Raw genomic sequence first — 17466 nt, forward strand, 5'->3', positions numbered from 1 at the left:
GATGAAGGAGGCAGGGAGGCTTAACAATTCAAAATTCAAAATTCTTGCATTAAAGACATTTTCAAACGAAGAGGAGTGCGGTCTTGGGGTCTCCCTAATACCATTTCTTTGTGAGGCTGCGCCAAATTTTCTTGGCTTCTTATTTCTTTCTTTGTGTCCTTTGCGGTCTTTGCGGTTCGTTCCTCATGTAGGCGCATCTTCATACAGAATTGGTATAAAAGGAGCAACTCGGTGGATTTAAACCCCAACTGTAGCTTGCTTCCCGCAGGGTAACTGATCAGAGGCGGAGTGACTCCGACTCCGCGCTACGTGTAGACGTAGGGGCCTTAAACCCTTTTATTTACAATAACACCTGAACTCTGACAAATAACAACTGAACTCTGACCACAGACATTTCAGAAAATGATAGTAAATAATGCCTCATATCAATTTAAATTCTTTACTGTTGGCTTATCTCTACAACTGTTGATGTTTGCCTTACCCAGTTTGGCGCAATCAGAATCAGTCACTTCAATTGCCAGCCTACCAGAGCAATTCGTTTTTCAAGAGACTTTTGAACCACCTGGAGAGCCAGAACCAAAAAGTGAAACTGTTGGTGCAGGTTCTCGTGATGGGCTGAGGTGTTCTGAGAATGAACAGCCCATTAGACCTTTGATGCCAAAACGTAACTTTGGATTAACCTTCCAAGATCATCCTCCCGTATTTATTTCCTTACCCAAAACTTCAGCACAGAAGGTTGTGCTAACCTTTAAAGATGAAACGGGTAACTATTATGAAAGAACTTTTTTACCTATTACTGCTAGTGGAGGGATTGTTAGCTTCACTCAACCCAAAGAAAAAACGCCGCTAACCGTAGGTAAAAATTACGAATGGTCATTAGTAGTTGTCTGTGGAAAAACTGTGCAACCAGACGATCCTATATTTAAAGGTTGGGTACAACGAGTTGCAAAAACCACCAAAGTAGATAGGGAGTTGAGCCAGTTGACTACCATCGGTCAAGCAAACTGGTACGCACAAAGAGGATACTGGTATGAAATGCTCATGACTATAGAGAAAGCTAAGAAAGCTGAATCCAAGAATACGCAATTAAAATAATTCGTAATTAATTACGAATTATTTGGTCAATCATCCTGTTGTAATATCTTGTCTATCAACTGCTGATTTTCTTTGCCTTCTGCTTGTTTGAAATATTCAATCGCAATTTTTCCAGCAGCAGGTTGCTCTTTTGCAACCACAAGTAGTAACTTGAGAGTTTGCTGGAGTTGGATTTTATCAAGCTGCTTAGTTGCAAACATAGGTAGAATAATCGGAGCAAGTATTAATCCCAATAATGGGGGAATAATCGGAATCCACCAACCTTGTAAAAATGCCAGATAACTAAACACAATTAATCCTAGTCCAGTGCTGGTGACGAGAAACATTAACTGTCTAGGTGATTTTAATCGCCAAGCAATTAATGTTCCTATCCCAGACCAAAGCAAAATCCATAAGCTCTCCCATATCTCAGGCCAAGTCCGCAGCATTCCTCTTCCTTGTAATGCTGCGGTTAATATTTGGCTGGTAATATTAGCATGAATAAATACTCCTGCCATTTGTTTTGATGACCCAAATAGCCGATTGTTATAAGGTGTTTGAAACAAGTCATTAATACTTTCAGCTGTTGCACCAATTAAGACAACACGATTTTGGATTTTTTCTTTTGGTATCCGTTCTTGCAACAAATCTGTGATGGAGAAGCTTTGAAAATTTTGTTCTGTGCCGTGATAACTAAGTAAAATTTGATACCCTCCAGTATCAGCCCAAACATAGCCTCCGTCAAAAGGTTGTAAGGGTATTATTAAGGCTTTACCAAGCTGAATATAATGGCGATTTTGAGGATGAGGATGGGGAGTGATGCCAACAGTTTTTAAGTATTGTAATGCTAATTGTAAACTCAAACTCTGGCGTAATTGATTTTTTGGCGATCGCACTGTCAATAAGGCACGACGTACCTTACCATCTCCATCCAATACTTGGTCACTAAAACCCACCTGGCTTAATTGGGCTAATACTCTTGGTGGTGCAACTTTAGTGCCTACGACTTTATCAATACCAATAAGATTGGGAGTAGTCTTGAACAATTCTACTAATTCCTGATACCCTGGTTCTACTGGCAAATCTCGATATAAATCCAACCCAATTACTTTAGGTTGATAGGTTTTTAAGTTTTTGAGTGCTTTAACCAAGATACTATCAGGTATGGGGTATTGTCCTATTTTTTGTAAATCTGGTTCATCAATTGTAATTACAACAACACGAGAATCAATTCCTGCTTGGGGTCGTTGTTGCAAAAAGCTATCAAATATATTCCATTCCATTCCCTGCAATAAACCAATAAAGCGTAGCAGGATAATAAAACTAGTAATACCAATTGCAAAGCTGACAACACACGGTTTTCCAAAGTGTAATACAGCATTTAATTTAGCAGCTTTTCGGGCTTGGTTCAAAATCCGATTCGCTTCCTTCGCAGCTGTTATAGTAACCTGTGCTTTTTCTAATTCAATTTTTTCGGCGTTTAAATTTATTTCAATTTCTTGTTTATCTAACTGCTGACTAGTAGCAAGAAACCGGTAATCTATATTAGAAAGCTTTTTATTTTCTGACCAAGCTATTGCTTCTTTTAATATTATACCTTTTAATAATTGAGATTGATCTTGCTGATTGCTTGCAAGCCATTTTTTGAGATTTTGAGAATATGGACGTAGATTTTCTAGCTTTGTAGTAACCCAATCTAAATTAAATATAGCTTGATATATTTTATTTTTAACTTTGATTATTCCTTGAGATGTGATGACTAAGCCTGACAAGATTAGCTCATTCTTTTCTCTAATATCATAAATTGTGACTTCTTCTCCCATTAAAATTTGCTGATAGAATCCTAACAATCTTCCTGCTGTTTGCTCGTTCTCTAAAAGACGTGAGCTTATTGTTCTTAAATGTTCTGGTTCATCTTGAAACTCCCAATTATTTATAATATGTGACCTGACTAAATCACTAATAAATAATTGAGAATTATTTATTAGTGATTTATCTCTATCTTTAGATTGTTCATTTGCCACAATGTGACATAGCTTTTGAGTAAGAAATGGTTGTCCACCAGTCCAAACTAATATCTCTTTTAAAATAAGTTTTGGATTTACTACTTTTCCTTCCAATCCTTTTGTTAAAGGAATAGTTTCTTGTAGCTTAAAACCCTGAATTTCTATTGATTTACCAATATTAAATGGTGTACGTCTTTTATCTTGAATCAAATCTAATGGACTTGCAACTCCGAAAATAGCAAAGGTAATACGTTTATATTCAGGATTGATTGCTCGTTGATTATAGCAAAACCGAATCAATGCAAAAAAATCATCAACTGAAAAATCTAAACTCAGAATACTATCAATTTCATCAACAAAGATAAATAATCGTTTATCAGGAAAATGAAGCTGTAATAATTCCTCAATAAACCACCTTAATCTTTCTAGTAAAGATATATCTTCTTGTTCACGCCACCAACTTTTTAAGTTGATTTTATTTAATAAATTAAAACCTAACCATAAATCACCAACTACACTCTTATACCACTGGAGTGGGGTGATATGGGAAGTACCAATAATCGACATATCAATGGTACTGCATTTAAATCCTTCTTGTTCCAAGCGATGTTTTGTACTTGCAAGCAGAGAGGATTTACCCATTTGTCGAGAGTTCAATATATAGCAAAACTCTCCCTGCTTAAGACCCTCATAAAGCAGGTAATCTGCTTGTCTTCGCACATAACTAGGTGCATTAACTGTCAAACTTCCACCAACTTGGTATTTATAATCAGTCATAGGTTTATAAGATGATGTCTTAGCCGCGCATGTTTTTAAGTACAACTCTTAATTTACCTGTTTTTGGCCTTAACCGAAAAGTATTGGATGGAGAACAACCTCATCGGATAGGTAATTCAATCACAAACTCTGTACCTTCACCTTGTGTTGAATGACAACTTAGCTTACCGCGATGATTATTAACTACAATTTGGTAAGCAATAGATAAACCTAGTCCTGTTCCTTTCCCGATGACTTTTGTAGTGTAGAAAGCATCGAATATCTTTGTCCGGTTTGCTTCGCTGATTCCTGAGCCATTGTCTGCAATCCTGAGAATAACTCGCTCTCCAATTGCTTCAGTTTTAATCCAAATCATCCCAATATGTCTAAATTTTTCATCAAAATATTGATTTTTTGGGATTTCTTCAATTGCATCGATCGCATTGCCAATCAAATTCATAAAAACTTGATTTAGTTCGCCTGGATAGCACTCAACAGGTGGCAATTCTCCATATTCTTTAATTACTTTAATTCCTGGGCGATGAGCATTTGCTTTAAGTCGATGTCCAAGAATGAGTAGCGTAGTTTCTAATCCTTCATACAGGTTAGCGCGTTTCTTTCCTGCTTCTCCGTGTCGAGAGAACTTGTTCAACGATGACACAATTTCTGTAACTCGATCTGTACCTAATTGCATAGATTGAATAATTTTTGATAAATCATTTAACAAATAATTTATATCTTTTGTTTTAATAGCATTTTGAATTTCAGTCGGTGGATCGGGCAGATATTTTTGATATAGTTCGAGTAAATTAACAACCTCTTGGAAATACTCTTCAATAAAATTCAAGTTGCCAGCGATAAAATTGATGGGATTATTTACTTCATGGGCAATTCCTGCTGTCATTTGACCCAAGGTTGCTACCTTTTCTGCTTGAATAAGTTGGGTTTGAGCCTGTTGTAATTCGGCGTTTTTGGCTGTCAGGGTTTTCGTCAAATTTCTTAGCTTCAGTTGGTGCTCTATTCGCACTAATACCTCTTCATACTGAAAAGGTTTAGTAATATAATCTACGGCTCCCAATTGCAATCCTTTAACCTTATCAGCAGTATCTGAAAGAGCAGTCATAAAAATGATCGGAATATCCTGAACACGAGGATTGCTCTCACTTTTTAGGTATTTACAAGTTTCAAACCCATCGATACCCGGCATCATGATATCAAGCAAGATTAAATCAGGTAAATTATCATTGTCTAATCTCTGAATTGCTTTTTCACCACTACGAGCTGCCCAAACTTCAAATCTAGACTGATCCAAAAAGCTTGATAAAACTTGTAAGTTGGCAGGGTTATCATCAACGACTAAAATAATTCCTCTGCTAGGATCGCTATTTAGGGAATTCTTCTGATCGCCTATAGTTGCTGTCATAATATTTCTACCCTATATTGATTCACGTTGCTTCTTTGCGATATGCCAAAGGCGATCGCTCAAAATTAAAAATTCACGCATTACAATTTCCCTAAATTTATTTAGGGAAATTAATCCTTTTCTTTTTCGCTCAAAAAGTTGAGGATTAAATCTTCGTCAAACTGCCTCGCTAGCTGCCGCAGTTGGTTAGCAAAGAGAGCGAATTTTGTGTCTGTTTCTTCTAGTTTATCTGCCCATTTGAGAATGTCATTGAAGTTACCTTTACTCGCTAAGTTCATCAGTTCCCGCAATACATCGGGGGAAGGAAGAGTCAAGTTATCTGATGAGCTATCAAGTGTTGTAGCCGAAGAATTGATTTTTTGTGACTCAGACTGCTGGTAAATCCATGCCAAACCTAAATGGCACTCTAATTGATGCAGTAATTCATCTGCCTGTATCGGTTTGCTCAAAAAGGTGTCACCTCCTGCTTGCAGACTGCGATGTTGGTCGGCTTCAAAGACACTAGCAGAAGAGACGATAATCTTGACATCCTCGATATCTGGGGTATGACGCAGGTGTTTAATCAATTCAAACCCATCCATTTCTGGCATGAGCAAATCTGTAATCACCAGGTCTGGTTTAAGGGCGATCGCTTTTTCTAAACCATCTTTACCATTGATGGCTTCAATCACATTGAAACCCAATGGTTGCAATAAGTTTGTAATTACTGTGCGATTCTCCCAGTGATCGTCCACCATCAAGATGGTGCGAGGGCTACCTGCAAAGCCAATAATTTGTCCCTTGGATGCAGCCATAGCAGACTGTACCCATTCGCTGGCTTGGGCGATCGCAATTTCAAACCAGAAAGTACTACCCTCACCAAGCTGACTTTTAACCTGAATATCGCTACCCATCATCTGCACCAACTGCCGAGTAATTGCTAAACCCAGCCCTGTCCCTTCTATCTGATGCTTTTTCTCACCTACTTGTTCAAATGGCAAAAAAATGTTGCTCAATTGGGTTGGAGTTATGCCAATTCCTGTATCTTTTACACTAAAGTGAATGCGATATTTCTCTGTCTGCCCATCAGCAGGAAGTTGATCGACTACCTCAACCTTGAAGCTAACCTTACCCTCATCAGTAAATTTAATCGCATTTCCCAGCAGATTCAAGAGAACCTGACGTAACCTTTTGACATCAACATGAACCCCTGTGGGTAAGTTGCTTGCGGGTTCATAGACAAATAAAATGCCTTTTTGTTCTGCCCGAATCTGACAAATTTCCCCAATTCCCTGTAAAAAAGACGGAAAATGAACGTCTTGAGGATGCAGTTCCAGTTTTCGTGCTTCAATTTTGGAAAGATCCAAAATATCATTAATTAAAGTCAGTAGATGAGAGCCACACTGTTCAATGATGTTTACATGATATTGCTCTGGCTCCGGCAAACCTTTAGAACGCAGCAAAATTTGAGCGCAACCCAAAATACCATTCAAGGGCGTTCGCAGTTCATGGCTCATGTTGGCTAAAAATTCGCTCTTAGCACGATTTGCGGTATCAGCTGCTGCTTTAGACTTTTTCAGTTGAGCTTGTTCAAACGCTTGCACCTGCCATAAGACAGCGATCATCGTCACGGTCAATCCGCCCACAATTAGAGCGATCAGATCGAGAAATTGTAGCCGAGATTCAATATTTTGGCGCGGAATTACCAAAGCTACAGACCAATTAGCTTCTCGCAACGGCACATAAGCAACATACTTTTTGGTGCCGTCAATTTCCATCAACTGAATTCCCTGTTGTTTGTTTACCATCTGCTGCGCGATCGCATTTAAATTCCGATCTGGAATTTTCAGCAGGCTGGGTGCAGGTTTTTCTACCGTTGACATTAACGTTGAGTTGGGATGGACGATCGCTTCTCCTTGGGAATTGAGGGCGAATGCATAGCTGTTATTGCCGTAGCGCAGCGAGTTGACTACCTTAGCAATGCGATCAACTTTAACATTGCCGTGGAAAACCCCAATCGGTGAATGATTGGTGGGAGAATTTGACCAGATTGGGGTGGCGATCGCAATTAAAGGAATGCCTGTGGAACGGCTGATAAAGGGATCGGAAATATTACTTTTTCCGGCTAGTGCTTTTTGAAAGTAGTCTCGATCCTTAATATTCTTATTTGACCGACCAACCTTAGTATTAAAATACGAACCATCCGGGGTAGCCATTAGGAAAAAGAAAAATTCATCGATCCGCTCAATTTCTGACTTTAAATAAGGTTCTGCCACAGACCAGTCTAAGGAGCGTACAGCGGAAGTATGAGCAATGGTTTGCACCTCCACTTTCCGAACATGCAACCATTCTTCAATTTCATCAACCCCTTTCTGTACCTCTAAAAAAGCTTTTCCTCTCAAGTCTTCTAGCGTTATTTTCCGAGCAGCTTGATAGCTAAAATAAGCAGAAATACTTACAATAAGAGTAGTGCCGCCAAGAATAAATCGGAGCAGTAAATTGCGCGAGGAGTATATTTTGGGAGCGGATAGGCTGGAGTTGCCTTTTATCACAGGATTCACCCTCTAAACAATGGGTTTGGTAAGCAAAAAAAAGGGCTATATATATTTAGATTGCCCAAAAAATTATTGATAATCACAGCTATGATTGTTATCTATAGCTGCGATTATCAATACCCTAAATTTTGCTGACCATCAAGCCCACATAAAACAGGCAAAAGTGCGAGTTAAACTCCCTAAAAAACTAACTAATAGTAGCAACAAATTAAATGTGGAACAGATTATAAAATCTCACTAACAAGCTACAGTATATACCTATAACATAGTAAAGAATTAGGTAATATTTGCCTTTTGACTAATGACTCAAGTAGATATTCTGATCCTTTCAAATGGCCCGGGTGAAGTAACAACCTGGGTACGTCCAGTAGTAAAGGCGTTGCGGCAAGAATTAGGGGATGACCGTTCTTTAGTGAGGATTTCTGTAGTATTATCACCTTGCTCAAATGCCAGTGGTAAAGAAGCAGCGATCGCTCTTTCTTACCCAGAAGTAGATAGAGTTCAGGGAGCAGAACATTTTTGGCAATTTTTGCTTTGGGGTAAAACCTTTGATAATTGGGATTGGTGCGATCGCGGTGTAGTTGTTTTTCTGGGCGGTGATCAAATTTTTCCAGTGATTATAGGCAAAAAGCTCGGATATAGCACAGTAGTTTACGCCGAATGGGAAGCTAGATGGCATAACTGGATCGATCGCTTTGGAATCATGAAACCCGAAGTTGCAACCCATGTCCCCCAGAAATATGGTCACAAATTCACCGTTGTTGGCGATTTGATGCTAGAAGCACAAGAACAAGTCAGCACTCCCTCCCACTCCCGTTCGGCACAAGTCACGGCAAGCCTACTCCCTAACCCCGACTCCCCAATCATTGGTTTACTCCCTGGTTCAAAAGCAGCAAAATTAGCCCAAGGAGTACCATTATGTTTAGTTATTGCGGAATACGTTCATGCAAAAAGACCGCAAACCAGATTTGTAATTCCTATAGCCCCAACTTTGGATTTACCAACTTTAGCTAGTTTTGCCGATCGCCAAAAGAACTCTATTGCTGAAACCTTTGGCTTTAGCGGTGCTTCCTTAATTGTCCCAGAGGATGCTAAAGGCAAGGCATTGCTCAAAACAGCAACGGGCTTAACTGTAGAACTGTGGCAAGAAAACCCTGCATATCACTTATTATCCCAGTGCTGTATTTGCTTAACTACGGTGGGGGCAAACACTGCTGAACTCGGTGCTTTAGGAGTGCCAATGATTGTTTTACTACCAACACAGCAACTTGATGCTATGCGTTCTTGGGATGGTTTACCTGGATTGTTGGCAAATCTGCCAGTAGTCGGTACACCCTTTGCTAAGGTGATTAATTGGTCATTTCTGAGATTTGTAAGAAACAAAGGTTTATTAGCATGGCCAAATATCTGGGCACAGGAAGAGATTGTGCCAGAACTTATGGGTAAACTTCAACCGCAAGAAGTTGGGGAAATGGTTTTAGACTTTTTGGCGAATCCAGAAAAATTGGATGATATGCGCGCTAAACTCCGTAATATTCGCGGTAAAAGCGGTGCAGCTCAGAAGATAGCACAGATTGTTGGTGAGGAAATTGGGAAGTCGGGAGAGATGAGGGAGTAAACGGAGCAACATCTCCCTGATTTTGACTCTGGCTTAATCTGAAGATTCTCCATCCCTGCGCCCAAGTTCATAAATGCCGGCACCCATACAGGCCAATATACCTGTACTAATTCCCCAACTCTCACCTAAACTAATTTCCAGAACCCAGTTACATAAAGTGCCGACTACCAAAAAAGGCACAATGCTAAACAGTGAGGCGTAGAAAGCATTTTGGGATTCTCTGGCTTTACGAGTCTTTTCAAATTCCGACTGGCTGGTGTAGAGCGATCGCTCGGCAAAGTTAAACCAGCGATTAAGTTGCTCGATTACCCATTCATTGACTCTGGAAAAACCTAGATATAGCGCCAATGACCACAAACTCGCTCCAGCGATCGCGATTGTGTCTAACTCAAAACGGAAAGGCAAAATTTCAGTCAGCATTGCTTGGGGTAGTCCTGCAAAGGGTTAACTTTAGCTGTGAGTAGATGCTAAATAAACCTCTTGTGCAATTTTAAGCATAAACGTTAACAAGATTTCAACTACTTGGCAAATCTCCCGCTTCTTAGCTTGTTTACACCAGTTTTACACCCATTGTCTATCTAAAGGTATCAAAAAGTACCCTAGATTTTAGTCAAAGCTATAACAGTTTTTCTATATAAGCTAGTACCTACAAACCACAAACCCCTTGAAATTATTAGATTTCAAGGGGTTTAAGAGAGTGCCAGGAACCGGACTTGAACCGGTGACACGAGGATTTTCAGTCCGACAATATTTTGACGCTAACGCCCTTCTCAAACGGCTTTTATTATTTCGAGCTTCTGATTTTTGCCTAAACCTTGCCTAGCATGGGCGGTTAAATTGAGGTTCTTCAGGTTCTTCAGGTTTTTCGAGCGACTGAGCAGCTATGCTGTAAAGTTCTGCCTTGACGTTTCGGTGTTTCGCGCAGCCTGTAGCAGCTTCTGTCTTCCCTGTAATAACTTCTGCCTTGACGTTTCGGTGTTTCGCGCAGCCTGTAGCAACTTCCGCTTTGACGTTATCAGAAACAGACTTGCATTATATGACCATGATTACCGTATTACGCAACAGAGCGATCGCTTGTTTGGGATCTATTCAACCTCTATATACAAAGCTCTTGGGGATTGTCATGCCACCATCTGCCTTTGTGCATATTCCTGATGGGTTTAGTATGTGCTAGGGCTTCCGTATTGGCTCAAATTCCTAACTATCAGCGTGAAATAGAGTTTTCTCAAGAAGATGCTCCCATGTTGGAGTTTAACGATCAAGAAAGCAATGTGGCAATCGACTTATTTGGCTGTGATTGTTCTGCTTGTATAAATTCTTTACGTCAGATGCGCGGCGCGACACCCTTAGTATATTAGGATTTTGCAAATTTATTTTTGTTTATAAGCAACATCCGCAAATTTTTGTGAGGGCATAACAAATGTTGTGCCCTGACTGTATCTTGTATTCAAAATAATTACGCTAGTTTTTCGACTCGCAAACCAAAGTATGTCAAAACAAGTTCGGTGGAGCCACTATTGACAACTTCGTGGACTTCTCCCGGTTCGATGGCTACACAGTTTCCTGGAAGCAAGGGGTATTCTGTACCATCAATGTTAATTACTCCCGAACCAGCTTCTACAAAGAATACCTCGCACATATCTTGATGCGCGTGTGCTGGTGCAGTTTGTCCAGGAGCAAAATGTGCTTGAGAAAAGTTAGTTAGGTGAGGTAAATCGCCGAAGCGTAACATCACCTTTTTCTTGATTTCGGCATTGTGAGAAACCGACTCTTCAGGCAAGTTTTTGAGGGAAGTGGTAATCATTCGGGTCTTAAATCGTTAGACAATTCCACAATACCCCTAGATCCATCAATCCTGACTCGTTGACCATCTTGCAAGAGCCATGTAGCGCCTCGAACATCCATCACTGCGGGAATTCCATACTCACGAGCAACGATCGCACCGTGAGAAAGCCTTCCCCCAGCTTCGGCAATTAATCCTCCAGCCTTTAATAAAAATGGGGCCCAGCCTGAGTCTGTATAAGGCACTACCAGAATCGTATCTCGATCGATGTTTGGCACGTCTTGTAAATTTCGCAACACTTTCACTCTACCTTCGGCTTGCCCTTGACTAGCTCCAATACCTTGTAAAATTTGGTCAGAGTAGAGTTCAGAGGGAGCTAAGGGGTGAGGAGGTGTATTGCCGTAGACTAAAACAGGTATTTGAATAATCTCGCTATCTTGCAGGAATTGCGATCGCCTAAATTCTACTAACTCATCTAACTGCTCTATTAAGCTGGAATCTTCATCCCCAACTAGACGCCGCACTTCATCAAAGTTGAGAAAAAAGATATCGCCTGTTTGCCTAAGTAAGCCAGACTTTAACCAAATCTTCTCTAAAGCCACAAAACTCCAACGCAATTCGGCCAAAAGTCGGGAATAAACTTCAGTGACTCGTCCTTTGATATCCACGCGCCGTTGCACGAAAGAGCGTTTGCGCTTACTGGCAAAGATACTATTAATCGCGTCTTTAGCACCTGCTTGTGGTTCGTTCCCCTGCATTAGCTGCACAAACATCTGCTTAATCATCTGGGGATTTTCCCGCCAAGTGGGAACGGAGATGTCAGTTCCCACCTCACTTAAATAGCCATAATCTTGAAGCAATTCGTTAAATTCTTGGAGGATCTTCTCTCCTTCGGGGGTTTGCTTTAATTGTTCAAATACTTGCTGTGGCTCAAACTCAACCAATACCTGCTTGGCATCTGTAGCGATTGCACTGAGCGATCGCAATGCCGCTACCTCTGGAGTGACGCTATGATCGATTTGCCCATCCTTTACCCGAAAAATCGCCTGTCTCAGGGCAGCACTCAAGGGAGCTAAAATGCTGTAATACGTTCCATGACGCAGCAACTCCAGAATAAAATCAACTCTTGCCAACAACTCCGGTGCTTCCAAGTTATCTATATCTTCCTGCGCCAACTGCGACAACCCAGGAATCAACCGTTTTTGATAATCTTCCTTGAAGTCCTTTTCTAAATTTAATTCCCGCTTCAGCAACTTCCCTAGTCCTGGCAAATTTTCCCAAGTTGACTGCAAGGACGGTTTACTTAATTTAGCTCCTCTGGTTAAAAATTCCAAACTTTCTGGCGGCAGTCCCATACGGAGAAAAATATCTCCTAAGAGGGAAGCATTAAAGTAGGCTCTGGAATAATGGAGAGTTGCTGTTTTGGTGAAATCTAACCCCAAGGCGCGATCGCCTAAAACTAAAGTAAAAAATTCTCCCCAAACTCCACAAGTTAAAGGACGATTAATTGACCATGTTAAGGGGTGAATTACTCCGGGAATTACTTCAGCAGCGATTTTACGTGTCCAGATGGGCAACAGAGTGGTGATCGGTCGAGATTGCAACACCCAAAGTGTTTGACCATCATAACTCCACTCGATATCTTGAGGAGTGCCATGATAACGTTTTTCGAGTCGGTAAGTAAGGTAAGCAACTTGTTTTATTAATGACTGTGGTACTCGTCCTTGACCTTCTAATTGTACAGAGTAGGAATTTTCTGTTTCAACAACAAAAGCGCGATATTGTTCTGGTGTGATTTTTCCCGAAACGACTTGTGTCGGGCTGCCTGGAAGGGCTTCAATGATAATCGCATCGCCTTGCTGGGTAATGGGATCGCGACTGAAAGCGACGCCAGAATATACACTCTGGACTTGTTGTTGAATTAACACAGCCATTGCTGTATCATTTAAACCGCGATCGCGCCGATATTGGACAGCATAAGGATGATCGTAGGAAGCTTTAACTTGGGCGATCGCTGACTGTAATGCCTGTGGACTAGTAACATTGATAACTGTTTCATACTGTCCAGCAGCAGAAGCGTGTTCTGAGTCTTCTCCAATAGCAGAGGAACGCACCACCAAAGGGGATAATTCTGATGGCTGGAGAAATTCTGTCAACCCTTCAGGATCGTCGATGGGAGCTAGTACCCATCCCTTCGGCACTGGATAGCCCCAGCGCTTAATTTGAGATAATGTCGCCGCCTTTTCTCCGACTATGGCAGCATTCAACTCCTCATCTAGAGAAACCATAGCGCGATCGCCGCGTAAAAATTCCAACATCGCTTGCGATTCTGTTTGTGCCTCTTGGGCTGGCAGTTTCATATCATCAGGAATTTTAGTATAAATCCAGCCCATTAAACCTGCTAAAGCGACAGCAGCAAATATTCTGGGAATATCGCTCAGGTGCAGAAGTGCCACAAACAAAGGAAAAAGCAGCAAAACCCCAAATTTGACTACCTTTCTTGATTGCAGAATTGTAAAAGTAATACCTGCAAAGAAAGATACAAATATCGCTACCAGTGGATCGTGTACGACAAATCCCCAGACAACATTTGTCGTACCTGCTCCTCTGCCTATCCAGTATCTACCGATTACCAGAGCGATCAGGGCAACCAATTCCCAAAACGATCCTTCTGGGAAGAAAATGCGGGTGAGTAAGACTGCCGCAACTCCTTTTAAAGCTTCTGACAAGACTGCCAGAATTCCGACAATTTTACCGCCATGATAAAACGCAGCTGATACACTTATGTTTCCTGTACCAACTTGTGATAACTGCTTCCGCTTCAGGGCGTAAGTTATCCATGAAATCAGGGGTAATCCGCCCAAAAGGGGGCAGATAATTAAAATAACGAAAACACCCCAAGGTTCAAACATTCTGGGTTTTGGATTTTAGATTTAAATTTTCCATCTAAAACCTCAAATCTAAAATCTAAAGTTTTTCTGAAATTTTTGATGGTTATAAAAGGGCTTTTATTTACTAGTTACTAAATGGACACTTGGCTAAAACGGTTTCCGTTTTTGCCAGTGTCCTTCTAGACTACTAATGGTTTTAGTTTAGCGCATAGGCAGCTTGTAGCGCCCAGATGACGAGAGCAGCGATCGATCCCAGAAGCAACACGGTAGAGATAGTGACTACTTTTGGGGAATCTGCTCCCTTAAATTTCATAATTCCGCGATTTAAGTCGGACACAGCTTTGTAATCCTCTCTTTTTGGAGCATGAAATATTTGTCCGTTTTGATTGTAGTCCTTCTCTTTGCGGATGATGTTAAATTCACTTTAAAAATTTAAAAATTTAGAAGTGAGGAGTGGGGGTAAGGGGACAAGGGGACAATGAAAATAATCTTGCCCAATGCCCAATGCCCAATGCCCAATCCCCCAGTATCATTGAAAAGCAACTCAGTATAAGAGGGTGTGAGTAGGTGAAAATAGCACTGAGCGTAATCTTGGCGGTGGTTGTGGGATTGTTTGTGGTAATTGAGATCGGACTGCGATCGCTGTTTGGTTTTGGTAATCCCCTGATTTATATTGGCGATGAGCAGATTGGTTATTTGTTGGCTCCTAACCAACGTACCCGTCGTTTTGGTAATCGCATTGAAATTAATGAATATTCTATGCGAGGTAGTCCGATAAAAAAGCTACCTGCATCTACTGGGCTGCGAATTCTACTCTTAGGTGATTCTATTGCTAATGGTGGCTGGTGGACAGATCAGACTAATACAATATCTAGTTTGATGATGCGTTCTCTACCATCATCTACTAATAGTAATTATCAGGAAGTAGAAGTGCTAAATGCTTCAGCAAACTCTTGGGGGCCAAGGAATGAATTAGCTTATTTAGAGAAGTTTGGCACTTTTAACGCGCAAGCAGTGGTGTTATTAATTAATACCGATGATTTATTTGCAACTCCTCCTACTTCTTTACCAGTCGGACGCGATCGCAATTATCCCGCTCGTAAACCTCCTCTAGCATTAGTGGAAGTGTGGCAGCGTTATATCGTTAAGCAAAAGCCAATTCCTGAATTACAAGCCGTGCAAAATGAACCAGGCGATCGCGTGGGGATTAATTTGGAAGCGATCGCTAAAATTCAAGCCTTGACTCGCCAATCTAACAGCAAATTTCTGCTGGTGATGACTCCTTTGCTACGAGAAATTGGCGAACCAGGCCCCCGCGATTACGAAATAAAAGCACGTCAGCGCTTGAGTGATTTTACTAAAGCACAGCAAATTCACTATCTAGATTTTTTACCGAGTTTCAATTCAACTACTAACCCACAAGGTTTGTTTCACGACCACATTCACCTCAACTTGCAAGGTAATAAATTTGTCAGTGAAGTTATGGAGCGATCGCTTTTGGAAATACTGAAAGAGGCGTTACTTCGTCACTAATATTCATGTTTTAGCTAGATTTCTGAGTATCTCTAACCAAATTATTTAACTCTTGCTGCATTTGACTTTGAACTATTTCATAACAAGCATTCACATAGTTACGATCTCTAGCTGCATCTTGACCATATCTTTCAAAAGTAATTGGATGACAGACACGAGTGTGAATCTGCACAGGTAGAGGAATATTTGGCAGAGGGCCAATAGACAAACCCCAAGGCAAACCTAAGTAAATTGGGAAAACTCCAGGGTCTATTTGATATAACCACGGCAATCCCCATTGATGCAATTGTTTGACTAAATCATAGCAATCACATAAGACTATCAAGCTATCATGAGCGCCTACCGAGATTACAGGAATAATCGGAACTTCTTGTTTTAAAGCTAGTTTTACAAAGCCCTGATGACCGGCAAAATGAATTTTATGGCGTTGGCTATGAGGACGAAACATATCATATTGTCCTCCAGGATATACCAGAACGCTAGCACCTCGATCGAAAGCCGCACTAGCCATTTTGGGATGTGCAACAATTGCTCCGAATTTCTCGGCTAATCCTGCTATTTCTGGACTCACTTTCCAAGCGGAAGGGTGCATGAGACCATACACCAAACGCTCAGTTCCAAATCTAGAAAACCAATCGTACATCATCATTATTAAATCTGGAGAAGCCATGCCCCCATTATGAGAGCCAACCAGTAATACTTTCCCTGTTGTTGGTATATGATGCCATCCATCAGTTTTTACTTGAAAGTAATAACGGTAAAACCATTCCCATACAGGCATCAGTAATTCAATAAACTGAGCATCTCGCTGTGTTAATGACTGATGAATCTTTTTTGAGAATTCTGATGTTAAGCAATTGTCAGCGCTGACAGAGATTTTCTCTACCTGTTTTGGAAATTCCATAATTAGTCGCCCATCTTCTATCACTCTTGCAAGTATCTCTGCAACTGCTCTAAATTTCAATGCCCCCAAATTTTCTTCTTCACTTTCTTAACAAGATTGATACTAGTCTTGGTGGTTTATTTTGATCTTGTTCATGCCACCATTCTTGGAAGTCGTCAAGTAGGAAACCATGAACTTTCGCTGTGTTAAAAAAGTCTAATAAATGATGCACAAATGCAGGAATTTTAATGAACTCTTGCTGTCTTTGAAAATTAGCTTTTGTTCCTTGATATTGCTTAAATTGCATAAATTTTCAGAGCAATTTGTGAAAGTAAAAGCGTATTTTTACCTGTGCCACAGCCAATTTCCACGACTGATTTACACCTCAAACCCATCAAGGTTTCTCTGGTGACGGTTCGATCTAGATCGCGCGTCAGATTTTTGTCAGCATCGTATGTGGCTGACCAATTATCGTATGCTGCTTGAATACTCATATAGCTTCATTTTGCCGAGCAAAGGGTATCATACGTATTCATCATTCCTATTTCACCGTGCGATCGCACAGTGCGAGGGTGAGTGCTGCCGCAAGTGCCGCTATTGTCCGAACATGGTTCCAGAACGTCCAGTTGGTAAGATATCTAGCCCATAGGTTTGCGCCTTCACTGCTATCGGGTTTGGCGATCGCTAACGCATCATTCAACGGCACATTGAACGCGATCGTCACTAGAACAGTGCCAATCAGATAGAGCAGGCTACCGACAAGCAAGTAGGCAGCACCAGGTTGATGCCACTTTAACACCGAGGAAACCGCTAGAAAAATGCAAGCCACAGCCGTTCCGAAGAGTGCCACCATGAACAACGGATTGATTGCGGTGATATTGATGGATTGCATGGCGATAATGCCCTCCTTTGGCTGGAGTCGTGCAAGGGCATTGATCACGAAAGTCGAGAAGGCAAAAAAGACG

General features: G+C 41.0%; 13 protein-coding genes and 1 pseudogene. 5 read left to right on the forward strand and 9 right to left on the reverse strand.

From position 1 onward, the window contains the following. Positions 1–402: 402 nt before the first annotated feature. Positions 403–1095: a DUF928 domain-containing protein gene (locus NLP_RS16460; protein WP_104907338.1), complete on the forward strand. Its 693-nt coding sequence runs from the start codon at positions 403–405 to the stop codon at positions 1093–1095. 26 nt (positions 1096–1121) lie between these two features. On the opposite strand, the gene NLP_RS16465 is transcribed toward NLP_RS16460, so the two are convergent. The 3 genes from NLP_RS16465 to NLP_RS16475 form a co-directional block, all read right to left on the reverse strand. Further along, a complete protein-coding gene (locus NLP_RS16465) occupies positions 1122–3857 on the reverse strand; it encodes a CHASE2 domain-containing protein (RefSeq protein WP_104907339.1) in 2736 nt (911 codons plus the stop codon). Positions 3858–3957: 100 nt separating this feature from the next. Then, entirely contained in the window at positions 3958–5259 is a 1302-nt protein-coding gene (locus tag NLP_RS16470) for a sensor histidine kinase (RefSeq protein ID WP_104907340.1), read from the reverse strand. Between the two features lie 110 nt (positions 5260–5369). Beyond that, positions 5370–7790, reverse strand: coding sequence for a hybrid sensor histidine kinase/response regulator (locus NLP_RS16475; protein ID WP_104907341.1), 2421 nt, complete (start codon positions 7788–7790; stop codon positions 5370–5372). A gap of 304 nt (positions 7791–8094) precedes the next feature. Between NLP_RS16475 and NLP_RS16480 the strand changes: the two genes are divergently transcribed. Beyond that, entirely contained in the window at positions 8095–9411 is a 1317-nt protein-coding gene (locus NLP_RS16480; RefSeq protein WP_104907342.1) for a lipid-A-disaccharide synthase, read from the forward strand. Between the two features lie 33 nt (positions 9412–9444). Here NLP_RS16480 and NLP_RS16485 read toward each other — a convergent pair whose 3' ends face one another. Then, a complete protein-coding gene (locus NLP_RS16485; RefSeq protein ID WP_104907343.1) occupies positions 9445–9831 on the reverse strand; it encodes a hypothetical protein in 387 nt (128 codons plus the stop codon). Positions 9832–10453: 622 nt separating this feature from the next. On the opposite strand from NLP_RS16485, the gene NLP_RS35580 reads away from it, so the two are divergent. Together NLP_RS35580 and NLP_RS16490 are read left to right on the forward strand one after the other, a co-directional pair. Then, a complete protein-coding gene (locus tag NLP_RS35580; protein WP_267894875.1) occupies positions 10454–10585 on the forward strand; it encodes a hypothetical protein in 132 nt (43 codons plus the stop codon). After that, positions 10566–10769: pseudogene (locus tag NLP_RS16490) on the forward strand (hypothetical protein); the annotation flags it as partial. The gene NLP_RS35580 and the pseudogene NLP_RS16490, both read left to right, overlap by 20 nt. Before the next feature lie 98 nt (positions 10770–10867). Here NLP_RS16490 and NLP_RS16495 read toward each other — a convergent pair. Next, positions 10868–11215 carry a cupin domain-containing protein gene (locus NLP_RS16495; RefSeq protein ID WP_104907344.1) on the reverse strand — a complete coding sequence of 116 codons (348 nt, stop codon included), beginning with the start codon at positions 11213–11215 and terminating at the stop codon, positions 10868–10870. Continuing rightward, positions 11212–14106, reverse strand: a complete 2895-nt coding sequence (locus tag NLP_RS16500; protein ID WP_104907345.1) for a glycerol-3-phosphate acyltransferase — start codon at positions 14104–14106, stop codon at positions 11212–11214. The genes NLP_RS16495 and NLP_RS16500 overlap by 4 nt, the downstream gene beginning before the upstream one ends. A gap of 546 nt (positions 14107–14652) precedes the next feature. Between NLP_RS16500 and NLP_RS16505 the strand changes: the two genes are divergently transcribed. Continuing rightward, positions 14653–15618: an SGNH/GDSL hydrolase family protein gene (locus NLP_RS16505; RefSeq protein ID WP_104907346.1), complete on the forward strand. Its 966-nt coding sequence runs from the start codon at positions 14653–14655 to the stop codon at positions 15616–15618. Between the two features lie 10 nt (positions 15619–15628). Here the strand turns inward: NLP_RS16505 and NLP_RS16510 are convergent, their stop codons facing one another. From NLP_RS16510 to NLP_RS16520, 3 genes are all read right to left on the reverse strand, one after another. Continuing rightward, entirely contained in the window at positions 15629–16522 is an 894-nt protein-coding gene (locus NLP_RS16510) for a lysophospholipid acyltransferase family protein (RefSeq protein ID WP_158680427.1), read from the reverse strand. A gap of 275 nt (positions 16523–16797) precedes the next feature. After that, positions 16798–16995 (reverse strand): hypothetical protein, encoded by a 198-nt coding sequence (locus tag NLP_RS34970; protein ID WP_234016960.1) that lies wholly within the window; start codon positions 16993–16995, stop codon positions 16798–16800. 47 nt (positions 16996–17042) lie between these two features. Beyond that, positions 17043–17393: an anthrone oxygenase family protein gene (locus NLP_RS16520; RefSeq protein WP_325034677.1), complete on the reverse strand. Its 351-nt coding sequence runs from the start codon at positions 17391–17393 to the stop codon at positions 17043–17045. Positions 17394–17466 lie beyond the last annotated feature (73 nt).

It is taken from the genome of Nostoc sp. 'Lobaria pulmonaria (5183) cyanobiont', from assembly GCF_002949795.1.
Taxonomy (GTDB): Bacteria; Cyanobacteriota; Cyanobacteriia; order Cyanobacteriales; family Nostocaceae; genus Nostoc.

Bases quoted from the DNA above. Each gene is read 5' to 3' on its own strand.
- NLP_RS16470 (WP_104907340.1), bottom strand. From the start codon at position 5,259: ATGACAGCAACTATAGGCGATCAGAAGAATTCCCTAAATAGCGATCCT.
- NLP_RS16495 (WP_104907344.1), bottom strand. From the start codon at position 11,215: ATGATTACCACTTCCCTCAAAAACTTGCCTGAAGAGTCGGTTTCTCAC.
- NLP_RS16485 (WP_104907343.1), bottom strand. From the start codon at position 9,831: ATGCTGACTGAAATTTTGCCTTTCCGTTTTGAGTTAGACACAATCGCG.
- NLP_RS16500 (WP_104907345.1), bottom strand. From the start codon at position 14,106: ATGTTTGAACCTTGGGGTGTTTTCGTTATTTTAATTATCTGCCCCCTT.
- NLP_RS16460 (WP_104907338.1), top strand. From the start codon at position 403: ATGATAGTAAATAATGCCTCATATCAATTTAAATTCTTTACTGTTGGC.
- NLP_RS16510 (WP_158680427.1), bottom strand. From the start codon at position 16,522: ATGGAATTTCCAAAACAGGTAGAGAAAATCTCTGTCAGCGCTGACAAT.
- NLP_RS34970 (WP_234016960.1), bottom strand. From the start codon at position 16,995: ATGAGTATTCAAGCAGCATACGATAATTGGTCAGCCACATACGATGCT.
- NLP_RS16520 (WP_325034677.1), bottom strand. From the start codon at position 17,393: ATGCAATCCATCAATATCACCGCAATCAATCCGTTGTTCATGGTGGCA.
- NLP_RS16465 (WP_104907339.1), bottom strand. From the start codon at position 3,857: ATGACTGATTATAAATACCAAGTTGGTGGAAGTTTGACAGTTAATGCA.
- NLP_RS16480 (WP_104907342.1), top strand. From the start codon at position 8,095: ATGACTCAAGTAGATATTCTGATCCTTTCAAATGGCCCGGGTGAAGTA.
- NLP_RS35580 (WP_267894875.1), top strand. From the start codon at position 10,454: ATGATTACCGTATTACGCAACAGAGCGATCGCTTGTTTGGGATCTATT.